This is a genomic window from Burkholderia sp. HI2500 (assembly GCF_002223055.1).
In the GTDB taxonomy this organism is placed as follows: domain Bacteria; phylum Pseudomonadota; class Gammaproteobacteria; order Burkholderiales; family Burkholderiaceae; genus Burkholderia.
In genome coordinates this window covers 1,870,561-1,889,862 of the sequence record NZ_NKFL01000004.1, presented here as the reverse complement: position 1 = coordinate 1,889,862, position 19,302 = coordinate 1,870,561, and the positions used below count along the sequence as shown (strand labels likewise).

20 protein-coding genes are annotated in these 19,302 nt (G+C 67.3%); 15 read left to right on the top strand and 5 right to left on the bottom strand.

Annotated elements, in window-relative coordinates; translation table 11 throughout:
- Nucleotides 1–14 precede the first annotated feature (14 nt).
- The 6 genes from lpxD to CFB45_RS11490 all read left to right on the top strand — a co-directional run bounded on the left by lpxD (nucleotide 15) and on the right by CFB45_RS11490 (nucleotide 5,131).
- A complete protein-coding gene (lpxD, locus tag CFB45_RS11515; RefSeq protein WP_089425683.1) occupies nucleotides 15–1,094 on the top strand; it encodes a UDP-3-O-(3-hydroxymyristoyl)glucosamine N-acyltransferase in 1,080 nt (359 codons plus the stop codon).
- Nucleotides 1,095–1,223: 129 nt separating this feature from the next.
- The gene (gene fabZ, locus CFB45_RS11510) at nucleotides 1,224–1,691 is read left to right on the top strand and encodes a 3-hydroxyacyl-ACP dehydratase FabZ (protein ID WP_011352450.1); all 468 of its coding nucleotides are present in this window, start codon (nucleotides 1,224–1,226) and stop codon (nucleotides 1,689–1,691) included.
- Nucleotides 1,692–1,749: 58 nt separating this feature from the next.
- Nucleotides 1,750–2,538, top strand: a complete 789-nt coding sequence (gene lpxA, locus CFB45_RS11505) for an acyl-ACP--UDP-N-acetylglucosamine O-acyltransferase (protein WP_089425682.1) — start codon at nucleotides 1,750–1,752, stop codon at nucleotides 2,536–2,538.
- A 3-nt stretch (nucleotides 2,539–2,541) separates the two neighbouring features.
- Nucleotides 2,542–3,711 carry a lipid-A-disaccharide synthase gene (gene lpxB, locus CFB45_RS11500; RefSeq protein ID WP_089425681.1) on the top strand — a complete coding sequence of 390 codons (1,170 nt, stop codon included), beginning with the start codon at nucleotides 2,542–2,544 and terminating at the stop codon, nucleotides 3,709–3,711.
- Nucleotides 3,708–4,352 carry a ribonuclease HII gene (rnhB, locus tag CFB45_RS11495; protein ID WP_089425680.1) on the top strand — a complete coding sequence of 215 codons (645 nt, stop codon included), beginning with the start codon at nucleotides 3,708–3,710 and terminating at the stop codon, nucleotides 4,350–4,352. Before lpxB ends, rnhB begins: the two co-directional genes overlap by 4 nt.
- Nucleotides 4,349–5,131, top strand: a complete 783-nt coding sequence (locus tag CFB45_RS11490) for a TrmH family RNA methyltransferase (RefSeq protein ID WP_089425679.1) — start codon at nucleotides 4,349–4,351, stop codon at nucleotides 5,129–5,131. Before rnhB ends, CFB45_RS11490 begins: the two co-directional genes overlap by 4 nt.
- 96 nt (nucleotides 5,132–5,227) lie before the next feature.
- On the opposite strand, the gene ppsR is transcribed toward CFB45_RS11490, so the two are convergent.
- On the bottom strand, nucleotides 5,228–6,043 hold the full coding sequence (gene ppsR, locus CFB45_RS11485; RefSeq protein ID WP_011352445.1) for a posphoenolpyruvate synthetase regulatory kinase/phosphorylase PpsR: 816 nt from the start codon (nucleotides 6,041–6,043) through the stop codon (nucleotides 5,228–5,230).
- A gap of 376 nt (nucleotides 6,044–6,419) precedes the next feature.
- Here ppsR and ppsA point away from each other — a divergent pair, with 376 nt between their 5' ends.
- The 3 genes from ppsA (at nucleotide 6,420) to CFB45_RS11465 (ending at nucleotide 10,476) form a co-directional block, all read left to right on the top strand.
- Nucleotides 6,420–8,819 (top strand): phosphoenolpyruvate synthase, encoded by a 2,400-nt coding sequence (gene ppsA / locus CFB45_RS11480; RefSeq protein WP_089425678.1) that lies wholly within the window; start codon nucleotides 6,420–6,422, stop codon nucleotides 8,817–8,819.
- 253 nt (nucleotides 8,820–9,072) lie between these two features.
- Nucleotides 9,073–9,507: an NfeD family protein gene (locus CFB45_RS11470; protein WP_046545972.1), complete on the top strand. Its 435-nt coding sequence runs from the start codon at nucleotides 9,073–9,075 to the stop codon at nucleotides 9,505–9,507.
- 33 nt (nucleotides 9,508–9,540) lie between these two features.
- Nucleotides 9,541–10,476, top strand: a complete 936-nt coding sequence (locus tag CFB45_RS11465) for an SPFH domain-containing protein (protein ID WP_089425677.1) — start codon at nucleotides 9,541–9,543, stop codon at nucleotides 10,474–10,476.
- 243 nt (nucleotides 10,477–10,719) lie between these two features.
- On the opposite strand, the gene smpB is transcribed toward CFB45_RS11465, so the two are convergent.
- Complete coding sequence (gene smpB / locus CFB45_RS11460) at nucleotides 10,720–11,166, bottom strand: SsrA-binding protein SmpB (protein WP_039342760.1); 447 nt, start codon at nucleotides 11,164–11,166, stop codon at nucleotides 10,720–10,722.
- Nucleotides 11,167–11,264: 98 nt separating this feature from the next.
- Here smpB and CFB45_RS11455 point away from each other — a divergent pair, with 98 nt between their 5' ends.
- Together CFB45_RS11455 and CFB45_RS11450 are read left to right on the top strand one after the other, a co-directional pair.
- On the top strand, nucleotides 11,265–11,702 hold the full coding sequence (locus tag CFB45_RS11455) for a type II toxin-antitoxin system RatA family toxin (protein ID WP_034188832.1): 438 nt from the start codon (nucleotides 11,265–11,267) through the stop codon (nucleotides 11,700–11,702).
- Nucleotides 11,703–11,706: 4 nt separating this feature from the next.
- Nucleotides 11,707–12,030 (top strand): RnfH family protein, encoded by a 324-nt coding sequence (locus CFB45_RS11450; RefSeq protein ID WP_043190875.1) that lies wholly within the window; start codon nucleotides 11,707–11,709, stop codon nucleotides 12,028–12,030.
- A 61-nt stretch (nucleotides 12,031–12,091) separates the two neighbouring features.
- On the opposite strand, the gene CFB45_RS11445 is transcribed toward CFB45_RS11450, so the two are convergent.
- The 3 genes from CFB45_RS11445 to CFB45_RS11435 all read right to left on the bottom strand — a co-directional run bounded on the left by CFB45_RS11445 (nucleotide 12,092) and on the right by CFB45_RS11435 (nucleotide 15,151).
- Nucleotides 12,092–13,075, bottom strand: coding sequence for a DMT family transporter (locus CFB45_RS11445; protein ID WP_089425942.1), 984 nt, complete (start codon nucleotides 13,073–13,075; stop codon nucleotides 12,092–12,094).
- A gap of 136 nt (nucleotides 13,076–13,211) precedes the next feature.
- The gene (locus CFB45_RS11440) at nucleotides 13,212–13,898 is read right to left on the bottom strand and encodes a Vgb family protein (protein WP_089425941.1); all 687 of its coding nucleotides are present in this window, start codon (nucleotides 13,896–13,898) and stop codon (nucleotides 13,212–13,214) included.
- 32 nt (nucleotides 13,899–13,930) lie between these two features.
- Complete coding sequence (locus CFB45_RS11435) at nucleotides 13,931–15,151, bottom strand: helix-turn-helix domain-containing protein (protein ID WP_089425676.1); 1,221 nt, start codon at nucleotides 15,149–15,151, stop codon at nucleotides 13,931–13,933.
- A gap of 114 nt (nucleotides 15,152–15,265) precedes the next feature.
- On the opposite strand from CFB45_RS11435, the gene CFB45_RS11430 reads away from it, so the two are divergent.
- The 4 genes from CFB45_RS11430 (at nucleotide 15,266) to CFB45_RS11415 (ending at nucleotide 19,225) form a co-directional block, all read left to right on the top strand.
- A complete protein-coding gene (locus tag CFB45_RS11430) occupies nucleotides 15,266–16,030 on the top strand; it encodes a DUF899 domain-containing protein (protein WP_089425675.1) in 765 nt (254 codons plus the stop codon).
- Nucleotides 16,008–16,853, top strand: a complete 846-nt coding sequence (locus tag CFB45_RS11425; protein ID WP_373558409.1) for a DUF2182 domain-containing protein — start codon at nucleotides 16,008–16,010, stop codon at nucleotides 16,851–16,853. The genes CFB45_RS11430 and CFB45_RS11425 overlap by 23 nt, the downstream gene beginning before the upstream one ends.
- A 278-nt stretch (nucleotides 16,854–17,131) precedes the next feature.
- Nucleotides 17,132–18,592, top strand: coding sequence for an IMP dehydrogenase (gene guaB / locus CFB45_RS11420; protein ID WP_011352433.1), 1,461 nt, complete (start codon nucleotides 17,132–17,134; stop codon nucleotides 18,590–18,592).
- Nucleotides 18,593–18,598: 6 nt separating this feature from the next.
- Nucleotides 18,599–19,225, top strand: a complete 627-nt coding sequence (locus CFB45_RS11415) for a hypothetical protein (RefSeq protein WP_089425674.1) — start codon at nucleotides 18,599–18,601, stop codon at nucleotides 19,223–19,225.
- Nucleotides 19,226–19,302: the final 77 nt, after the last annotated feature.

Here is a 19,302-nt window from a genome sequence, read left to right as displayed (position 1 = left end):
GGAGCAGACGACGAATGGCATTGACGCTTGAGGAACTCGTAAAGCGGTTCGGCGGCGAGATCGCCGGCGACGCACAGTGCAAGGTGGGCGGGCTCGCACCGCTCGACCAGGCAGGCCCGCAGCAACTCGCGTTCCTCGCGAATCCGAAGTACCTGTCGCAGGTCGAGTCGACCCGCGCCGGCGCGGTGCTGATCGCGCCGAAGGATCTGGAAAAGCTGGGCGCGGCCGCAAGCGGTCGCAACTTCATCGTGACGCCGAATCCGTACGCGTACTTCGCGCGCGTCGCGCAGATGTTCATCGATCTCGCCACGCCGCAGCGCGCCGCCGGCGTGCATCCGAGCGCGACGATCGATCCGGCCGCGCAGGTCGCCGCGAGCGCGGTGATCGGCCCGCACGTGACGGTCGAGGCCGGTGCGGTGATCGAGGACGGCGTGCAGCTCGACGCGAACGTCTTCATCGGCCGCGGCACGACGATCGGCGCGGGCTCGCACCTGTATCCGAACGCATCGGTGTACCACGGCTGCAAGGTGGGCCCACGCGCGATCATCCATGCGGGTGCCGTGATCGGCTCCGACGGCTTCGGCTTCGCGCCGGATTTCGTCGGCGACGGCGATGCGCGCACCGGTAGCTGGGTCAAGATCCCGCAGGTCGGCGGCGTCACGATCGGCCCGGACGTCGAGATCGGCGCGAACACGACGATCGATCGCGGCGCGATGGCGGATACCGTCATCGAGGAATGCGTGAAGATCGACAACCAGGTGCAGATCGGCCACAACTGCCGGATCGGCGCCTACACGGTGATCGCCGGCAGCGCCGGGATCGCGGGCAGCACGACGATCGGCCGCCACTGCATGATCGGCGGCGCGGCCGGGATCGCCGGTCACGTGACGCTCGGCGACTATGTCATCATCACCGCGAAGTCGGGCGTATCGAAGTCGCTGCCGAAGGCCGGCATCTATACCAGCGCGTTCCCGGCCGTCGACCACGGCGAGTGGAACAAGAGCGCCGCGCTCGTGCGCAACCTCGACAAGCTGCGCGAGCGCATCAAGGCGCTCGAAGCCGCGCTCGCCGCCCAGGGCGGCACGGACGCCTGAGCGCATCATGCGAGACCTCGAACCGGGTACGGCCAGCGCAACCGGCCCGGTTTGCCAGACTGGGCCGCACGCCGGCCCGCTTCAGCCTTTGCATCACCACCGCGCAGCCTCTGCGTGAGACGAACCATCATGAGCACTGAAAAAATCAATCTCGACATCCACAAGATCCTCACGCTGCTGCCGCATCGCTACCCGATTCTGCTCGTCGATCGCGTGCTCGAACTCGAACCGCACAAGGGCATCAAAGCGCTGAAGAACGTGTCGATCAACGAGCCGTACTTCCAGGGGCATTTCCCGAAGCGGCCGGTGATGCCGGGCGTGCTGATCCTCGAAGCGCTCGCGCAGGCCGCGGCGCTGCTGACCTTCTCGGAAGAGCAGCCGAAGGATCCGGAGAACACGCTGTACTACTTCGTCGGGATCGACGGCGCGCGCTTCAAGCGTCCGGTCGAGCCGGGCGACCAACTGATTCTGAACGTGACGTTCGAACGCTACATCCGCGGCATCTGGAAGTTCAAGGCGGTGGCGGAAGTGGACGGCAAGGTGGCGGCGGAAGCCGAACTGATGTGCACGGTCAAGACGACCGACGTGGCGCCCTGAGCGACGCGGCACGGACAGGCAACGCAACGCGACACATCACATCGAGAGGCAACGGCGCATGACCAGGATTCATCCCACCGCGATTGTCGAGCCGGGCGCGCAGATCGACGAATCGGTCGAGATCGGCCCGTACGCGATCGTCGGTCCGCACGTCACGATCGGCGCGCGTACGACGATCGGCTCGCACAGCGTGATCGAAGGCCATACGACGCTCGGCGAGGACAACCGCATCGGCCATTACGCGTCGGTCGGTGGTCGTCCGCAGGACATGAAGTACAAGGACGAGCCGACGAAGCTCGTGATCGGCAGCCGCAACACGATCCGCGAATTCACGACGATCCACACGGGCACCGTGCAGGACGTCGGCGTGACGACGCTCGGTGACGACAACTGGATCATGGCCTATGTGCACATCGGTCATGACTGCACCGTCGGCAACCACGTGATCCTGTCGAGCAACGCACAGATGGCCGGCCACGTCGAGATCGGCGACTGGGCGATCGTCGGCGGGATGTCGGGCGTCCACCAGTTCGTGCGCATCGGCGCGCACTCGATGCTGGGCGGCGCGTCGGCGCTCGTGCAGGACATTCCGCCGTTCGTGATCGCGGCCGGCAACAAGGCCGAGCCGCACGGGATCAACGTCGAAGGGCTGCGCCGGCGCGGTTTCTCGCCCGACGCGATCTCCGCGCTGCGCAGCGCATACCGCCTGCTGTACAAGAACGGCCTGTCGCTCGAGGAAGCGAAAGTGCAGTTGCGCGAGCTGGCGGCGGCGGGCGGTGAGGGCGACGCACCCGTGAAGGCGCTCGTCGAGTTCATCGACGCGTCGCAACGCGGCATCATCCGCTAAGCGATGCCGCTTCCGACCTCTCAGCTCCGGCTCGCGATGGTGGCCGGCGAACCGTCGGGCGACCTGCTCGGCGCGTCGCTGCTCGGCGGGCTGCGCGAGCGGCTGCCCGAATCGGCCCAGTACTACGGGATCGGCGGGCCGCGAATGATCGCGCAGGGCTTCGACTCGCACTGGCAGATGGACAAGCTGACCGTGCGCGGCTATGTCGAGGCGCTGGGCCAGATTCCCGAGATCCTGCGGATTCGCGGCGAGCTGAAGCGCCAGTTGCTCGCCGAGCGGCCGGACGCGTTCATCGGCGTCGATGCGCCCGATTTCAACTTCAACGTCGAACAGGCGGCGCGCGACGCGGGCATCCCGTCGATCCACTTCGTGTGCCCGTCGATCTGGGCATGGCGCGGCGGCCGGATCAAGAAGATCGCCAAGTCCGTCGATCACATGCTGTGCCTGTTCCCGTTCGAACCGGCGATTCTCGACAAGGCAGGCGTTGCCTCGACCTACGTCGGCCATCCGCTCGCCGACGAGATTCCGCTCGAACCCGACACGCACGGCGCGCGCATCGCGCTCGGACTGCCGGCCGACGGCCCGGTGATCGCCGTGTTGCCGGGCAGCCGGCGCTCGGAAATCGCACTGATCGGCCCGACGTTCTTCGCGGCGATGGCGCTGATGCAGCAGCGCGAGCCTGGCGTACGGTTCGTGATGCCGGCGGCGACGCCCGCGCTGCGCGCGCTGCTGCAGCCGCTCGTCGATGCGCATCCGAAGCTCGCGCTGACGATCACCGACGGCCGCTCGCAGGTCGCGATGACGGCTGCCGACGCGATCCTCGTGAAGAGCGGCACGGTTACGCTGGAAGCCGCGCTGCTGAAGAAGCCGATGGTGATCTCATACAAGGTGCCCTGGCTGACCGGGCAGATCATGCGCCGGCAGGGCTACCTGCCGTACGTCGGCTTGCCGAACATCCTGGCGGGGCGTTTCGTCGTGCCCGAGCTGCTGCAGCATTTCGCGACGCCCGAGGCGCTCGCCGATGCGACGCTCACGCAGCTGCGCGACGATGCGAACCGCCGCACGCTGACCGAAGTCTTTACCGAAATGCATCTTTCGCTGCGGCAGAACACGGCCGTGAAGGCGGCCGAAGCGGTCGTGCGCGTGCTCGAACAACGCAAGGGGCGCGCATGACCGCAGTCCGTGCACCACGCCGCCGCGCGTCGAGCGACGTGCAGGGCGGTTTCGATTTCAGCCGTCCCGACGAGATCGTCTGCGGCGTCGACGAAGCGGGCCGCGGCCCGCTCGCGGGGCCGGTGGTGGCCGCCGCGGTGATCCTCGATCCGGCGCAGCCGATCGACGGGCTCGACGATTCGAAGGCGTTGTCCGCGAAGAAGCGCGACGCGCTGTACGAGCTGATCGTCGCGCGCTCGCTGTCGTATTGCGTCGCGTCGGCGAGTGTCGACGAGATCGACACGCTGAACATCCTGCACGCGACGATGCTCGCGATGAAGCGGGCGGTCGAAGGGCTGTCGGTCCTGCCGACGCTCGCGCAGATCGACGGCAACCGCTGCCCGACGCTGACCGTGCGCGCCGAGGCGATCGTCAGCGGCGACGCGCTCGTGCCGAGCATCTCGGCCGCGTCGATCCTCGCGAAGGTCACCCGTGACCGCATGCTCGTCGACCTGCACGAACGCTTCCCGGTGTACGGCTTCAACGTGCATGCGGGCTACGGCACCGTGAAACACCTTGCCGCACTGCGCGAGCACGGTCCGTGCGAAGCCCATCGGCGCTCGTTCGCGCCGGTCCGTGCGGCACTCGACCTGATTCGATGAAAAGCATTACTTCCCGCGACAACCCGCTGTACAAGCGCCTGAAGGCGCTCGCGGGTTCGACGTCCCATCAGCGCCGCGGCGGCCAGGCACTGCTCGAAGGATTCCATCTCGCGAGCGCGTACCTCGACACGGGCGCGACGCCCGAGCTGTGCGTCACGACCGAAGGCGCACTCGGCCATGCCGAAGCGCAGGCGATCGTCGCGCGCATCGATGCGCAGCGGATCGTCACGCTGCCCGACGCGCTGTTCGGGCAGTTGTCGAACGTCGTCAACGGCGTCGGCTTCCTGCTGCTCGTCGACCGGCCGGCGCAGCCGCTGCCGGCGCGCGTCACGCAGTCGTCGGTCGTACTCGACGGCGTGCAGGACGCCGGCAACGTCGGCTCGATCCTGCGCAGCGCGGCGGCCGCAGGCGTGCGTCACGTGTTCTGTGCGCCGGGCACCGCATACGCATGGTCGTCGAAGGTGCTGCGCTCGGGCATGGGCGCGCATTTCCTGCTGTCGATCCACGAGGACGTCGACGCCGGCGCGCTCGTCGAGCGCCTCGCTGTGCCGGTCGCGCTGACCGACTCGCACGGCGCGCAGGCGGTTTACGACTGCGACCTGTCGGGGCCGGTTGCCTGGGTGTTCGGCAACGAGGGTGCGGGCGTGTCGGCGTTCTGGCGCGACGCGGCCACGCATCGCGTGACGATCCCGCAACCGGGCGGGATGGAGTCGCTGAACGTCGCGGCCGCGGCTGCGGTCTGCCTGTTCGAGCAGGTGCGCCAGCAGCGGCGTGCGTGACGCCACACGCGCGCTCGTTCCGCACCAAGAAAAAGGCCGCGTTCGACGCGGCCTTTTCGTTTCTGGCGGCGGCCACGCGGCCGCCAGCGCTCAGGCTTAGTACGACTGCCGGTCGAGACGGATTTCCTGCAGGATCGTCGTCGCGATTTCCTCGATCGACTTGTGCGTCGACGACAGCCACTTGATCCCCTCGCGGCGCATCATCGCTTCGGCTTCGTTGATCTCGTAGCGGCAGTTCTCGGGCGCCGCGTATTTGCTGCCCGGCCGGCGTTCGTTGCGGATCTCGGACAGGCGCTGCGGGTCGATCGACAGCCCGAACAGCTTCTCGCTGTACGCGGCGAGCGCCGACGGCAGCTTGCCGCGCTCGAAATCTTCCGGAATCAGCGGATAGTTGGCCGCCTTCACGCCGTACTGCATCGCGAGATACAGGCTCGTCGGCGTCTTGCCGCTGCGCGACACGCCGACGAGGATCACGTCGGCTTCCGACAGGTTGCGGTTCGACTGGCCGTCGTCGTGCGCGAGCGAGAAGTTGATCGCCTCGATCCGGGTCTTGTATTCCTCGGTGTCCGCGTTCTGGTGGCCGCGGCCCATCGCGTGGCTCGACTTGAGCTCCAGTTCCTGCTCGAGCGGTTCGACGAAGCGCTGGAACATGTCGAGCACGAGTGCGTTCGAGCGCTTGACGATGTCGTTCGACTCGCTGTCGACGAGCGTCGTGAACACGATCGCGCGGCGGCCGTCGTGCACGGCGGCCTCGTTGATCTTCTCGACGGTCGCATAGGCCTTGTCGAGCGAGTCGACGAACGGCACGCGCACGAGACGGAATTTCTGGTCGAACTGGGAGAGGATCGAATGCGCGAAGGTTTCGGCAGTGATCCCGGTGCCGTCGGAGACGATGAATACGGTAGGCAGCATGAATCTGGGCGTCGAACGTGAAGGGCGGTTGCGCGGGCGGCTGGAGGTTCGCCTCCAGACGCAGTGACAAGGTCGCGCCACATCCGGCAGCCGGCACGGTAGAATAGCGGCAACCTGTTGGATAAGCAATTGCGGGGGCAGGGCGCGAACAGCGCTCCAGGCTTCGCCGCTCGATTCCAAAATTCCCGGCAAGTTTGGCGATTTGTCTGCAAATATCGCCCTTCTGCCGGGATTTTTGTAAATCGGGTCGGAAGGTTATCCGCCGCTGCGATTGTTTCTCCAACAGGTTGCGCAAGACGCGCCGCGCCTTTTTGCAAGCGCCCGCGTCCAAGCCCACTTGCGCAATCGAGCATTTTTTTCACACTTAGGGGCTTGTATGACTAACGCAGCAAACGTCGCAAAGGACCAGGCGTATGTAATTCCGTTCGAGCAGTTGCGGATGACCGATGTGGAGATCGTCGGCGGCAAGAATGCGTCGCTGGGCGAAATGATCAGCCAGCTTTCCGAAGCAGGCGTTCGCGTACCCACCGGTTTCGCCACGACCGCGCTCGCGTTCCGCGATTTCCTCAAGCACAACGACCTTACCGACCGCATCGCCAAGCGTCTCGAGTCGCTCGACATCGACGACGTGAAGGCGCTCGCCGAAGCCGGCGCCGAAATCCGCAAGTGGATCGTCGATGCGCCGCTGCAGGCACGTCTCGAGCAGGAAATCCGTGAGCAGTTCGAAACCCTGAAGAACAGCTCGCCGGGCGAGCTGTCGTTCGCCGTGCGTTCGTCCGCTACCGCGGAAGACCTGCCCGACGCATCGTTCGCCGGCCAGCAGGAGTCGTACCTGAACGTCGTCGGCATCGAGGACGTGCTCGACCGCATGAAGCACGTGTTCGCGTCGCTGTACAACGACCGCGCGATCTCGTACCGCGTGCACAAGGGCTTCACGCACGCGGAAGTCGCCCTGTCGGCAGGCGTGCAGCGCATGGTCCGCTCGGACGTCGGCGCGGCCGGCGTGATGTTCACGATCGACACCGAATCGGGCTTCAAGGACGCCGTGTTCATCACGTCGAGCTACGGCCTGGGCGAAACCGTCGTGCAGGGCGCAGTGAACCCGGACGAGTTCTATGTGTTCAAGACGACGCTCGCACAGGACAAGTACCCGATCATCCGCCGCTCGATCGGCTCGAAGCTGATCAAGATGGAATTCACGCAGCCGGGCGAGCCGGGCCGCGTGAAGACGGTCGACGTGCCGCACGAGCAGCGCAACCGCTACTCGATCACCGACGAAGACGTGATCGAGCTGGCGAAGTACGCGGTCATCATCGAGAAGCACTACCAGCGTCCGATGGACATCGAGTGGGGCAAGGACGGCCGCGACGGCAAGATCTTCATCCTGCAGGCACGCCCGGAAACCGTGAAGAGCCAGGCGACCGGCAAGGCCGAGCAGCGCTTCAAGCTGAAGGGCCAGTCGCAGGTGCTGGCAACGGGCCGCGCGATCGGCCAGAAGATCGGCGCGGGCCCCGTGCGCGTGATCCAGGATCCGTCGGAAATGGAACGCGTGCAGCCGGGCGACGTGCTGGTGGCCGACATGACCGACCCGAACTGGGAGCCGGTGATGAAGCGTGCAGCCGCGATCGTCACGAACCGTGGCGGCCGGACCTGCCACGCGGCGATCATCGCGCGTGAACTCGGCGTGCCGGCAGTCGTCGGCTGCGGCGACGCGACCGACATCCTGAAGGACGGCGCGCTCGTCACCGTGTCGTGCGCGGAAGGCGACGAAGGCAAGATCTACGACGGCCTGCTCGAGACGGAAGTCACGGAAGTGCAGCGCGGCGAACTGCCGGAAATCCCGGTCAAGATCATGATGAACGTCGGCAACCCGCAGCTCGCGTTCGACTTCTCGCAACTGCCGAACGGCGGCGTGGGTCTCGCGCGTCTCGAGTTCATCATCAACAACAACATCGGCGTTCACCCGAAGGCGATCCTCGAGTACCCGAACATCGACCAGGATCTGAAGAAGGCCGTCGAGAGCGTCGCGCGCGGTCACGCATCGCCGCGTCAGTTCTACGTCGACAAGCTGACGGAAGGTGTCGCGACGATCGCGGCGGCGTTCTATCCGAAGCCCGTGATCGTGCGTCTGTCCGACTTCAAGTCGAACGAGTACAAGAAGCTGATCGGCGGTTCGCGTTACGAGCCGGACGAGGAAAACCCGATGCTGGGCTTCCGCGGCGCGTCGCGTTACATCGCTGAAGACTTCGCGCAGGCGTTCGAGATGGAATGCCGTGCACTGAAGCGCGTGCGTGACGAGATGGGCCTGACCAACGTCGAGATCATGGTGCCGTTCGTGCGTACCGTGAAGCAGGCGGAGCGCGTCGTCGGCCTGCTCGAGAAGTTCGGCCTGAAGCGCGGCGAAAACGGCCTGCGCCTCGTGATGATGTGCGAAGTCCCGACCAACGCGATCCTCGCCGAAGACTTCCTGCAGTTCTTCGACGGTTTCTCGATCGGCTCGAACGACCTCACGCAGCTCACGCTCGGCCTCGACCGCGACTCGGGCATGGAACTGCTGGCTGTCGACTTCGACGAACGCGACCCGGCCGTCAAGTTCCTGCTGAAGCGCGCGATCGATACCTGCCGCAAGATGGGCAAGTACGTCGGCATCTGCGGCCAGGGCCCGTCCGATCACCCGGACTTCGCGCAATGGCTGACGGACGAAGGCATCGTGTCGATCTCGCTGAACCCCGACACGATCATCGATACGTGGCAGGCGCTCGCCAACCGGAAGTAACGGTCGGTCACGCATCCTTGACGGAAGCGCGGTGGCACCGTGCTTCCGTTGAAGGCAAAATGCAAGGTTCATGCTATAAACACCCCGGTAGGCACCGGGGTGTTTTTGTTTGTGGGTACGTACCGGGCCGGCCCGTGCGCACTGGCCGTCTCCGCAGGGGCGGCGAGCATGTTGAACCGGAGTCGCGCGTCAACGCGTATTCTGGTTTCCTGCAACGCGAGTGAGCGCGGGGGATGTTTTTCTGGAGACCACAATGATGTCGGGGCATCTGTTCTGGTGGGTCGCGGTGGGCGTGCTGGTCGTGGCCGAGTTGCTGACGGGCACGTTCTACCTGCTGATGATCGCGCTCGGCTTTCTCGCGGGCGGGCTGCTGCAGCTGGCCGGTTTCGCGCCGCACGTGCAGTTCGGTGCGGCGGCCGTGGTCGCGATCGTCGCGATGGTCGTGTTGCGGCGCTCGGGGCTCGGCCGCAAGCAGAAGCGCGACACGTCGACCAATCCCGACGTCAATCTCGATATCGGCGCGACCGTCACGGTCGACGCGTGGCGTGACGGCCGCGCGCGCGTGCAGTATCGCGGCGCCGACTGGGACGTCGAGCTCGAGAACGGCGAGCGCGACGACGCGCACGTGTATCAGGTGAGTGCCGTGCGCGGCAATTGTCTCGTGGTCGTGGCGAAACCCGCGGGCTGAACGTCCGCCGATACAACAAGGAGGGAATACTTCATGGATTCGCTGATCATCTGGGTTGTCCTGCTCGTCATCGCGATCGTGATCGTGTCGAAGACGGTGAAGATCGTGCCGCAGCAGCATGCGTGGGTGCTTGAACGCTTCGGGCGCTATCACGCGACGCTGTCGCCCGGCCTGAACATCGTGCTGCCGTTCGTCGATCGCATTGCATACCGGCACGTGCTGAAGGAAATCCCGCTCGACGTGCCGAGCCAGGTCTGTATCACGCGCGACAACACGCAGCTGCAGGTCGACGGCGTGCTGTATTTCCAGGTGACCGATCCGATGAAGGCGTCGTACGGGTCGAGCAACTTCGTGCTCGCGATCACGCAGCTTGCGCAAACGACGTTGCGTTCGGTGGTCGGCAAGCTCGAACTCGACAAGACGTTCGAGGAGCGCGACTTCATCAACCACAACATCGTGTCGGCGCTCGATCAGGCCGCGGCGAACTGGGGGGTGAAGGTCCTGCGCTACGAGATCAAGGACCTGACGCCGCCGAAGGAAATCCTGCACGCGATGCAGGCGCAGATCACCGCGGAGCGTGAAAAGCGTGCGCTGATCGCCGCATCCGAAGGCCGCAAGCAGGAGCAGATCAACCTCGCGTCGGGCGCGCGCGAAGCGGCGATCCAGAAATCCGAAGGCGAGCGGCAGGCTGCGATCAACCAGGCGCAGGGCGAGGCCGCCGCGATTCTGGCGGTGGCCGAGGCAAACGCGCAGGCGATCCAGAAGATCGCGAACGCGATGCAATCGCAGGGCGGGATGGATGCGGTGAACCTGAAGGTGGCCGAGCAGTATGTCAGCGCGTTCTCGAATCTCGCGAAGCAGGGCAACACGCTGATCGTGCCGTCGAACCTGTCGGATCTCGGTTCGGCGATCTCGTCGGCGCTGACGATCGTCAAGAGCGCGGGGGCCGCCTCGGGCGGGAAGGCCTGAGTCCGGATTTCCGCCGGGCGCCGGCGGCCGCCGCGTGTGATCGGCGTGCGGCGAATCGTCGCGCAGCCGGAGGCGGATGATGCCCGTGCGGTGCCGTCGTCGGTGCCTTTCTTCGGCCGAAACCGGCGGCGTGGCGTGCCGAGTATCGTCCGTGTAGCCGCCGCGCCCGATTCACCTGACACCAAAGCAACACGGCCCGCTTCGAGCGGGCCGTGTCGTGTGTGATGCGTGTTGTCGCGCAGGTCAGGTGCCGGCGCGCATGATGCGGGCCTTTTCGCGTTCCCAGTCGCGCTTCTTCTCGGTTTCGCGCTTGTCGTGCAGCTTCTTGCCCTTCGCGAGCGCGATGTCGCACTTCACGCGACCGCCCTTGTAGTGGAAGTTCAGCGGCACGAGCGTGTAGCCGCGCTGCTCGACCTTGCCGATCAGTTTCTTGATTTCCTCGCGGTGCAGCAGCAGCTTGCGCGTGCGAACCGGGTCGGGCGTGATGTGGGTCGAAGCCTCGGGCAGCGGGCTGATATGGGTGCCGATCAGGAAGATCTCGGCGTGCTTGATCACGACGTAACCTTCCCGGATCTGGCCGCGCCCGGCGCGCAGCGCCTTGACTTCCCAGCCCTCGAGCACGAGCCCCGCCTCGTAGCGTTCCTCGATGTGATAATCGAAGTGCGCTTTCCTGTTGTCGATGATGCTCATGAAAGGATCGGGCCAACTCGTTTAAAATCACGATTTTAGCAAAGCGGGGCGGGAATCGCCCGGCTTGCGTTCTCACCTTAAGCGATGCCGCGCGATTTATGGCAGATGTCCAGAAAACCGTATTGATCCGTCACTCGGCGGAACAGATGTTCGACCTCGTCACCGACGTGGCCGACTACCCCAATTTCCTGCCCTGGTGCGGCGGCGTCGAGATTCGCCGTCAGGACGAGAGCGGGATGGAAGCGCGCATCGACATCAACTTCAAGGGCATCAAGCAGCATTTCGCGACGCGCAACACGCAGCAGCGCCCGACGCGGATCGACATGGAGTTCACGGACGGCCCGTTCAAGAAGTTCACGGGCTCGTGGCGCTTCACGGCACTGCGTGCCGATGCCTGCAAGATCGAATTCGCGCTGCACTACGAGTTCTCGAGCATCCTGCTCGAGAAGATCATCGGGCCCGTGTTCAGCCATATCGCGAACACGTTCGTCGATTCGTTCGTGAAGCGCGCCGACCAGCGCTACGGGAAGGGGTGACGCGATGCTGTCGATCGAAGTCTGCTACGCGCTGCCGGATCGCCAGACGCTGATTCCGCTGTCACTGCCCGAAGGGGCGACCGTTCGTTCGGCGATCGATGCGAGCGGCGTGCTCGCGCTGCACCCGGAAATCGATCTCGCGAACGCGAAGACGGGCGTGTACGGCAAGCTTGCGCCGCTCGACGCACCGCTCGCCGACCACGACCGCGTCGAGATCTACCGCCCGTTGATCGTCGATCCGAAGCTCGCGCGCCAGCGGCGCGTCGACAAGTCGCGCCGCGCCGGCTCCATCGAGGGCCGCAAGTGGATGCACAAGGACGCGCGCTGACGCGCCTTTCTGCGGCTTTCGTCCCGATCGTCTGATTTCGTCTGATCGAACGGTGTAGCGCTCAGTGGGCCGCGGCGTTTGCATTTGCCGGCGCGCTTCCCGACGTATCGCCGCCGGCGGGCGTGTCGCCGTGCTGCCGCACCGATCCGTAGACGCCCGCGAGCAGCAGCACCAGCGCGGCGATCTCGAGTGCATGCGGCATCCGCTGGTCGTAGACGAACGCGTAAAGCATCGCGAACACGGTTTCGAACACGATCAGCTGACCCGACAGCGTGAGCGGCAGCCGCTTCGACGCGGCATTCCACAGCCCGTTGCCGAGCCACGATGCGCCGATCGCGAGCACGAGGTTCAGCAGCCAGAACAGCTGCCAGCGCGACGCCGGGACGGCTGCCTGCACGGTGCCGGCCGGCAGCGCGACGATCGCGATCCAGACGAGCCCGCCGATCAGGCCCGTCACGACACCCCACAGCACCGACCACTCGTTGCCGCTGAAATGATGATGGCGCTGCAGATAGCGTGCGTTTGCGACCGCATACCAGGTCCAGCTCGCGAGCGCGCCGGCCGCGCAGGCGATGCCCGCGAGCTTCTGGCCGAGCGTCGTCGCATGCGCGGCCTCGGAGGTGAACAGGTCGACGTTGATGCAGACGATGCCCGCGATCACCAGCGCGAGCGGGGCCGCGAGCCGCCGCAGCGGCACGGCGCCGTGGTCGCCGAGGCCCGCGAGCGTGACCGTGACGGGCAGCACGCCGACGATCAGCGAACTGGGCGCGATGCCGATCAGGTGCACGGCGCCGGACAGCAGCATGTAGTACGCGACGTTGCCGACGACGGCGAGCCTGACCAGCGCGACGAGATCCTCGCGGGTCAGCCGCGCGAGCAGCGAGCGTGCGGCCGGCAGTGCGGCCGCCAGCGACACGAGGCCGTACATCGCGTAGCGGCCGGCGCTCAGCAGCAGCGGCGAGAAGTCGGTCAGCAGCCGAGGAACGAGAAACACCATGCCCCACAGGGCACCTGCCAAAACACCATAAACCACACCGCGTCGCATCGACCGCTCCGAACACATGACTGACGAGCGCGCATCGTAGCGACGCGGCTGCCACGTCGTCTTGTTCATTCCTGCACTCGGCGCAGGGCGGCGCGCAGGCGTGCAGCGCCCGGGAGCGATCACGGCAGGCTGCGGATCATTCGTCAGCCGAATCGGGCGGTGCGCCCGCGTTGTGGCCCGACGCCCCGGCCCGCGCGGGCCGACGTACGGCGCGCAACGTGCCGCTGTTGCCGCCGCCGCAGTAGAAGCGGTCGTGGCCGTCGGATTCGAGCCCCGATACGCCGACGCCGGCCGGCATGTCGATCTGCTCGAGCACCTGGCCGGTGCGCGGATCGATGTGCCGCAGGTCGGCCTGGTCGGCTTCCCAGGTGCCGTGCCACAGCTCGCCGTCGACCCACGTCACGCCGGTGACGAAGCGGTTCGATTCGATCGTGCGCAGCACGGCGCCCGTTTGCGGGTCCACCTGATGAATCTTGCGTTCGCGGTACTGGCCGACCCACAGCGCGCCTTCCGCCCAGGCCAGCCCGGAATCGCCGCCTTTGCCGGGAGCGGGGATCGTCGCGAGCACGCGGCCCGATTCGGGATCGATCTTCTCGATGCGGTCCTCGACGATCTGGTACAGGTGGCGGCCGTCGAACGCCGTGCCCGCATGCGCGGCGACGTCGAGCGAGCGGACGGTCGTGCCGCGTTCCGGGTCGAGCGCATTCAGCTTGTCGCCGGACGCGTACCACACGTACTGCCCGTCGTACGTGACGCCGTGTACGCCGTCGACGCCCGGAAACGGGCCGTATTCGCGAAGGATGTCTGCTCGGGAGCGTTTCATGTTCGTCACCTGGGTCGTTCGGTGAGGTCATCCTAATCGCCCGGGAGCGGGGCGGGGAGTAACAAGGTCGTCGCGAAACCGGGCAATGGCGGCGTCATCCAGCGGCGCGCGCGGCCACGGCCCAGCGCCTGGACCTTGTCGGCTTCGGCGAGCGCGTCGAGCGCACGCTGCACGGTGCGCTGGCTCGCGCCGAGGGCCAGCGCCAGCGCGGAGCTCGACCACGCTTCGCCATCGGCGAGGAGCGCGAGCACGGCTGCGTGGCGATCGTCGACCGGGCGCGCCAGCACGACGGTCTCGCGTACGCCGAGCGGTTCGAGCGCGAAGCCGCGCGGCGTGGCGACGACGTTCGCGAGCGGCCGCAGCACCGCGCGCAGCCGGCCGATCTCGACGCGCAGGCGTGCGCGATGCGATTCGTCCGCGTGTTTCGCGCGGAACGCGACGGCGACGAGCGCGTTGCGCGACACGTCGGCCGGCCAGGCCTCGCCGAGCGCGCGGGCAAGCACGAACAGCACGGGCCGCCGCGCAAGCGACACGGTCGTGCGCGCGTCGCGCACCGTGTGGCGGCACGCATCGACGACGAGCGCGTTCGACGCGAATAGCGTCTCGACTTCGTCGAGTTGCACGAGCCGCGATGTACCGCGTGTGATAAGGCGCGTGGCCGGGGCGTCGAGCACGCGCGCCGCGGTCTCGACCTCGGCCGTCAGCGCGGCGATGCCGGCGTCGCGGGCGGCTGCGCGCGCCCGGGCAAGCGCCGCGCGGGCCACGTGCGTGCGGATGCGGCGCATCGCGATGCCGGCCGCGATCAGCTCATGGGCGGCGCGCGATGCAGCCGGCAGCGGCGCGGGATCGAGATTCGCGAGCATCCGCTCGGCATCGTCGAGCTGGCCGATCAGCAGCAGCCGGCGCACGCCGAGATAGCGCGCATGCGCGGCGTTCGCGCGGTCGCCGTGCGCGTCGAGCGTCGCGCACGCGGCATCGAGCGCGCGCGTCGGCCAGCGCAGGTCGCGCGACGCGAGCGCGATCTCTGCTTCCGCGACGACGCAGCGCGCACGCGCCACGGCCTCCTTCGCGCCGAACGCACGAGCGGCGCCGCGCACGAGTGCGCGAGCGCGTTCGAAATCGCCGAGCTGCGCCATCGCGATTCCGCGCAGCGCGAGCGCCGGCGCATCGTCGCGCAGCGCGACGCGGTTCAGCGCGCCGAGCGCGTCACCGGCCGCGAGCGCGCGCGCGGCCGCCGTGATCAGCGAATCCATCCGAATCCCGACACACTTGTCACTCCCTCCGGTCCGATGCCCGCCACTAATCTAGCACCACGCACACGGCACCGGACGCCGTGCCCGGATACCCATCGGAAGGAGGAACCCGCCATGACGACTCATCTCACCGGAACCCGCGACGAATGGCTGGCCGAACGCCGCGCGCTGCTCGACGCGGAAAAGGCGCTGACACGGCAAAACGACGAACTCGCGCGGCGGCGCCAGGCACTGCCCTGGGTGCGCGTCGACAAGACCTACCGGTTCGACACCGAGGACGGGCAGGCAACGCTCGACGACCTGTTTCGCGGCCGTTCGCAACTGCTCGTCTATCACTTCATGTTCGGCCCCGACTACAAGGCCGGCTGCCCGTCATGTTCGTCGATCGCCGACGGTTTCGACGGCTTCGCCGTGCATCTGGCGAACCACGACGTGACGCTCGCCGCCGTGTCGCGCGCGCCGCTCGCAAAGCTGCTCGCGTACCGCCAGCGGATGGGTTGGCACTTCCCGTGGGCGTCGTCGGTCGGCAGCGATTTCAACTTCGACTTCAACGTGTCGTTCACCGAAACGCAGCAGCGCGCGGGCGACGTCGAGTACAACTACGCGCGGGCCGGTCACGCGATGGACATGGATCCGCCGCCGCCACCCGTCGTGGCGTTCGCGGCGACCTGCGGGACCGACGCGGTCACGTATTCGCTCGACCGGCCGGGGATGAGCGCATTCGTGCGCGAGGACGGCGCGGTTTATCACACGTATTCCACCTATGCGCGCGGCCTCGACGGGCTGTGGGGGATGTACCAGTGGCTCGATCGCGCGCCGCGCGGGCGCAACGAGACCGGCCCGTGGTGGCGCCGTCATGACGAGTACGCACGCGGCTGAGCGCGCCGGCGACGGGCGGGGGCGGGCGATGACGCGGCCTGCGGCCGGCGTTGCGGGCCCCGATCCGCGAGCCTTCGCGGTGGCGCTCGCGGCCGTGTTCGCCGTTGCCGTTGTTGCGATCGTGACGCAGCACGCGTCGATGGCCGCGATGGGCGGCGCACCCGTGTCCGGCGGCGCGGCATGGCAGCGGCCGTGCGGATGGGGCGCTGGCCGCACGTTCGCGGCGTTCGCCGGCATGTGGGGCGCGATGACGGTGACGATGATGCTGCCCGTGCTGGCTCCGGTGCTGTGGCGATACCGGCAGAGCGTTGGTCCGTTGGCGGCGGTGCGTTCGACCTGGCTCGTCGCCGTGGTGGGCGCCGGGTATTTCGCCGTGTGGATGGCAGTCGGCGCGCTCGTGTTTCCGGCCGGCGCTGCACTGACAAGCGCCGCTGCACGGCTGCCGGCGCTCGCTCGCGCCATGCCGTTCGTGGCCGGCACGGTCGTATTGGCCGCAGGCGTCCTGCAATTCTCCGGATGGAAGGCGCGCCGGCTGACGTGCTGCCGGCACGCGGCGACCGGCGCGCATCCGCCGCACGCGGAGGCCGGTGCGGCATGGCGGCACGGCGTGCGAGCCGCCACGCGATGCGGGGCGTGTTGCGGGAACCTGATGGCGGTCGCGCTGGCGGCCGGCATGATGGATCTGCGCGTGATGGCGGTCGTGACGGTTGCGATCGCCGCCGAGCGCCTGGCGCCGGCCGGCGGGCGGGTTGCGCGGATCGTCGGCTGCGTCGTGGTCGGCGGCGGCATGGTGATGATCGTCCGCGCGACCGGGCTGCCGTGAGGCCGGACGATGGGATCCGTTCGGCCCGTTGCCGGGCCGGGCTTCATCGCCGCCGCGGCCGCCGCGTGGCCCGTCCGCAACAGGCGGATGGGCCGTTTCGCGGCCGGCTGCGCGAATGGCTCGATGCGGAGGTGAAACGAAAGGCGATCGAAAACGAACCGAACGGCGATCCGAACGATTCGGCCCCCGAACGGCCGAAACCGGCTAAGCCGTTGTTCGTGTTGTGAAAATTCACGGCGCTTCGCGTATAATTCGCTTTTGCGCCCATAGGATTTGCCATGCGTCTGATCCAAAAAGCACTCACTTTCGATGACGTGCTCCTCGTTCCCGCCTTCTCCGACGTTCTCCCGCGCGACACCAGCCTCAAGACCAAGCTGACCCGCAACATCTCCCTGAACATGCCGCTCGTGTCCGCCGCGATGGACACGGTCACCGAAGGTCGCCTTGCGATCGCGATGGCTCAGCAGGGTGGCGTCGGTATCGTCCACAAGAACCTCACGCCGGCCGAACAGGCCCGCGAGGTCGCGAAGGTCAAGCGTTTCGAATCGGGCGTCGTCCGCGATCCGATCACGGTGCCGCCGCAAATGAAGGTGCGCGACGTGATCGCGCTGTCGCGCCAGCATGGCATCTCCGGCTTCCCGGTCGTCGAAGGCCCGCAGCTCGTCGGCATCGTCACGAACCGTGACCTGCGCTTCGAAACCCGCCTCGACGAGCCGGTCAAGTCGATCATGACGCCGCGCGAGCGCCTCGTCACGGTCAAGGAAGGCACGCCGCTCGCCGAAGCGAAGGCGCTGATGCACAGCCACCGCCTCGAGCGCGTGCTGGTCGTCAACGACGCGTTCGAACTGCGCGGCCTGATGACCGTCAAGGACATCACGAAGCAGACCGAGCACCCGGACGCGTGCAAGGACGAACACGGCAAGCTGCGCGCAGGCGCGGCGGTCGGCGTCGGTCCCGACAACGAAGAGCGTGTCGAGCTGCTGGTGCAGGCCGGCGTCGACGTGATCGTCGTCGATACCGCGCACGGCCACAGCAAGGGCGTGCTCGAGCGCGTTCGCTGGGTCAAGCAGAACTTCCCGCACGTCGAAGTGATCGGCGGCAACATCGCGACGGCCGCCGCCGCGAAGGCGCTCGTCGAATACGGCGCGGATGCGGTCAAGGTCGGTATCGGCCCGGGCTCGATCTGCACGACGCGGATCGTTGCCGGTGTCGGCGTGCCGCAGATCAGCGCGATCGCGAACGTCGCGGAAGCGCTGAAGGGCACGGGCGTGCCGTGCATCGCCGACGGCGGCGTGCGCTTCTCGGGCGACGTGTCGAAGGCCCTCGCGGCCGGCGCGAACGCGGTGATGATGGGCAGCATGTTCGCGGGCACCGAAGAGGCGCCGGGCGACGTGTTCCTGTACCAGGGCCGCCAGTACAAGTCGTATCGCGGCATGGGTTCGGTCGGTGCGATGAAGGACGGCGCGGCAGACCGCTACTTCCAGGACAACTCGGCGAACATCGACAAGCTCGTGCCGGAAGGCATCGAAGGCCGTGTCGCGTACAAGGGCTCGGTCAACGCGATCCTGTTCCAGCTGGTCGGCGGCGTGCGCGCGAGCATGGGCTACTGCGGCTGCAAGACGATCGACGAGCTGCACGACAAGGCTGAATTCGTCCAGATCACCGCGGCGGGCATGCGCGAGTCGCACGTGCACGACGTGCAGATCACGAAGGAAGCGCCGAACTACCACGTGGACTGATTGCCGATGAAACCGCTGCTGCGAGCCGTGCTGATCATCGATGCCGTCCTGCTGCTGGCGTTCGGCGTGCTGTTCGTGCTGACGCCCTGGCAGTCGCTCTTCAACGCGCTGCAGCTGGCGAACGTCCAGCCGGCGATGCTCGGCCAGGCGTTCGGCATCGCGTTGCTCGGGCTCGCGTGGCTCGCGTTTCATGCAGCGTTCAACGGGGATCTCACGGCGCCGGTCGCGCGTTCGGTCGGCCATGTGTATTGGCTGACCGGCGCGCTGACGATCGTCTGGTCGATCGGTACCGGCAGCGGTCCCGCGCTTGCGGCCGCCGGCCGCGTGCTGTCGGCCGTGGCCGGCGTCGCGCTGATCGTGCTCGGCCTCGGCGGCGTGCGACTCGCATCGGCCGTACGCCGGCGCGAAAAGGAGCAGGCGCTCGAGGCGCGGGAGCAGGCGCTCGAGGCGCGCGCGCCTGCGCAGCGTCCGGCCGAGCCGGCGATGGCGCCCGCGTCGTCACCTGCACCGCAGCGTGTCGAGCCCGTCGTCAGCCGCCCCGCAGCGTCCGCTGTCTCGTCGTCACCGGCCGCATCCGGCCCATCGTCGTCCGGCACCGTCGCACTCGACGAGCGCCCGCCGATGCAGGATTGACCGGCCATGCGTCGCGCGTGCCGCCTTCCGCCCGACGCCGCTGTCCATGCTATTGACGCAGCGCATGATGAAAATGA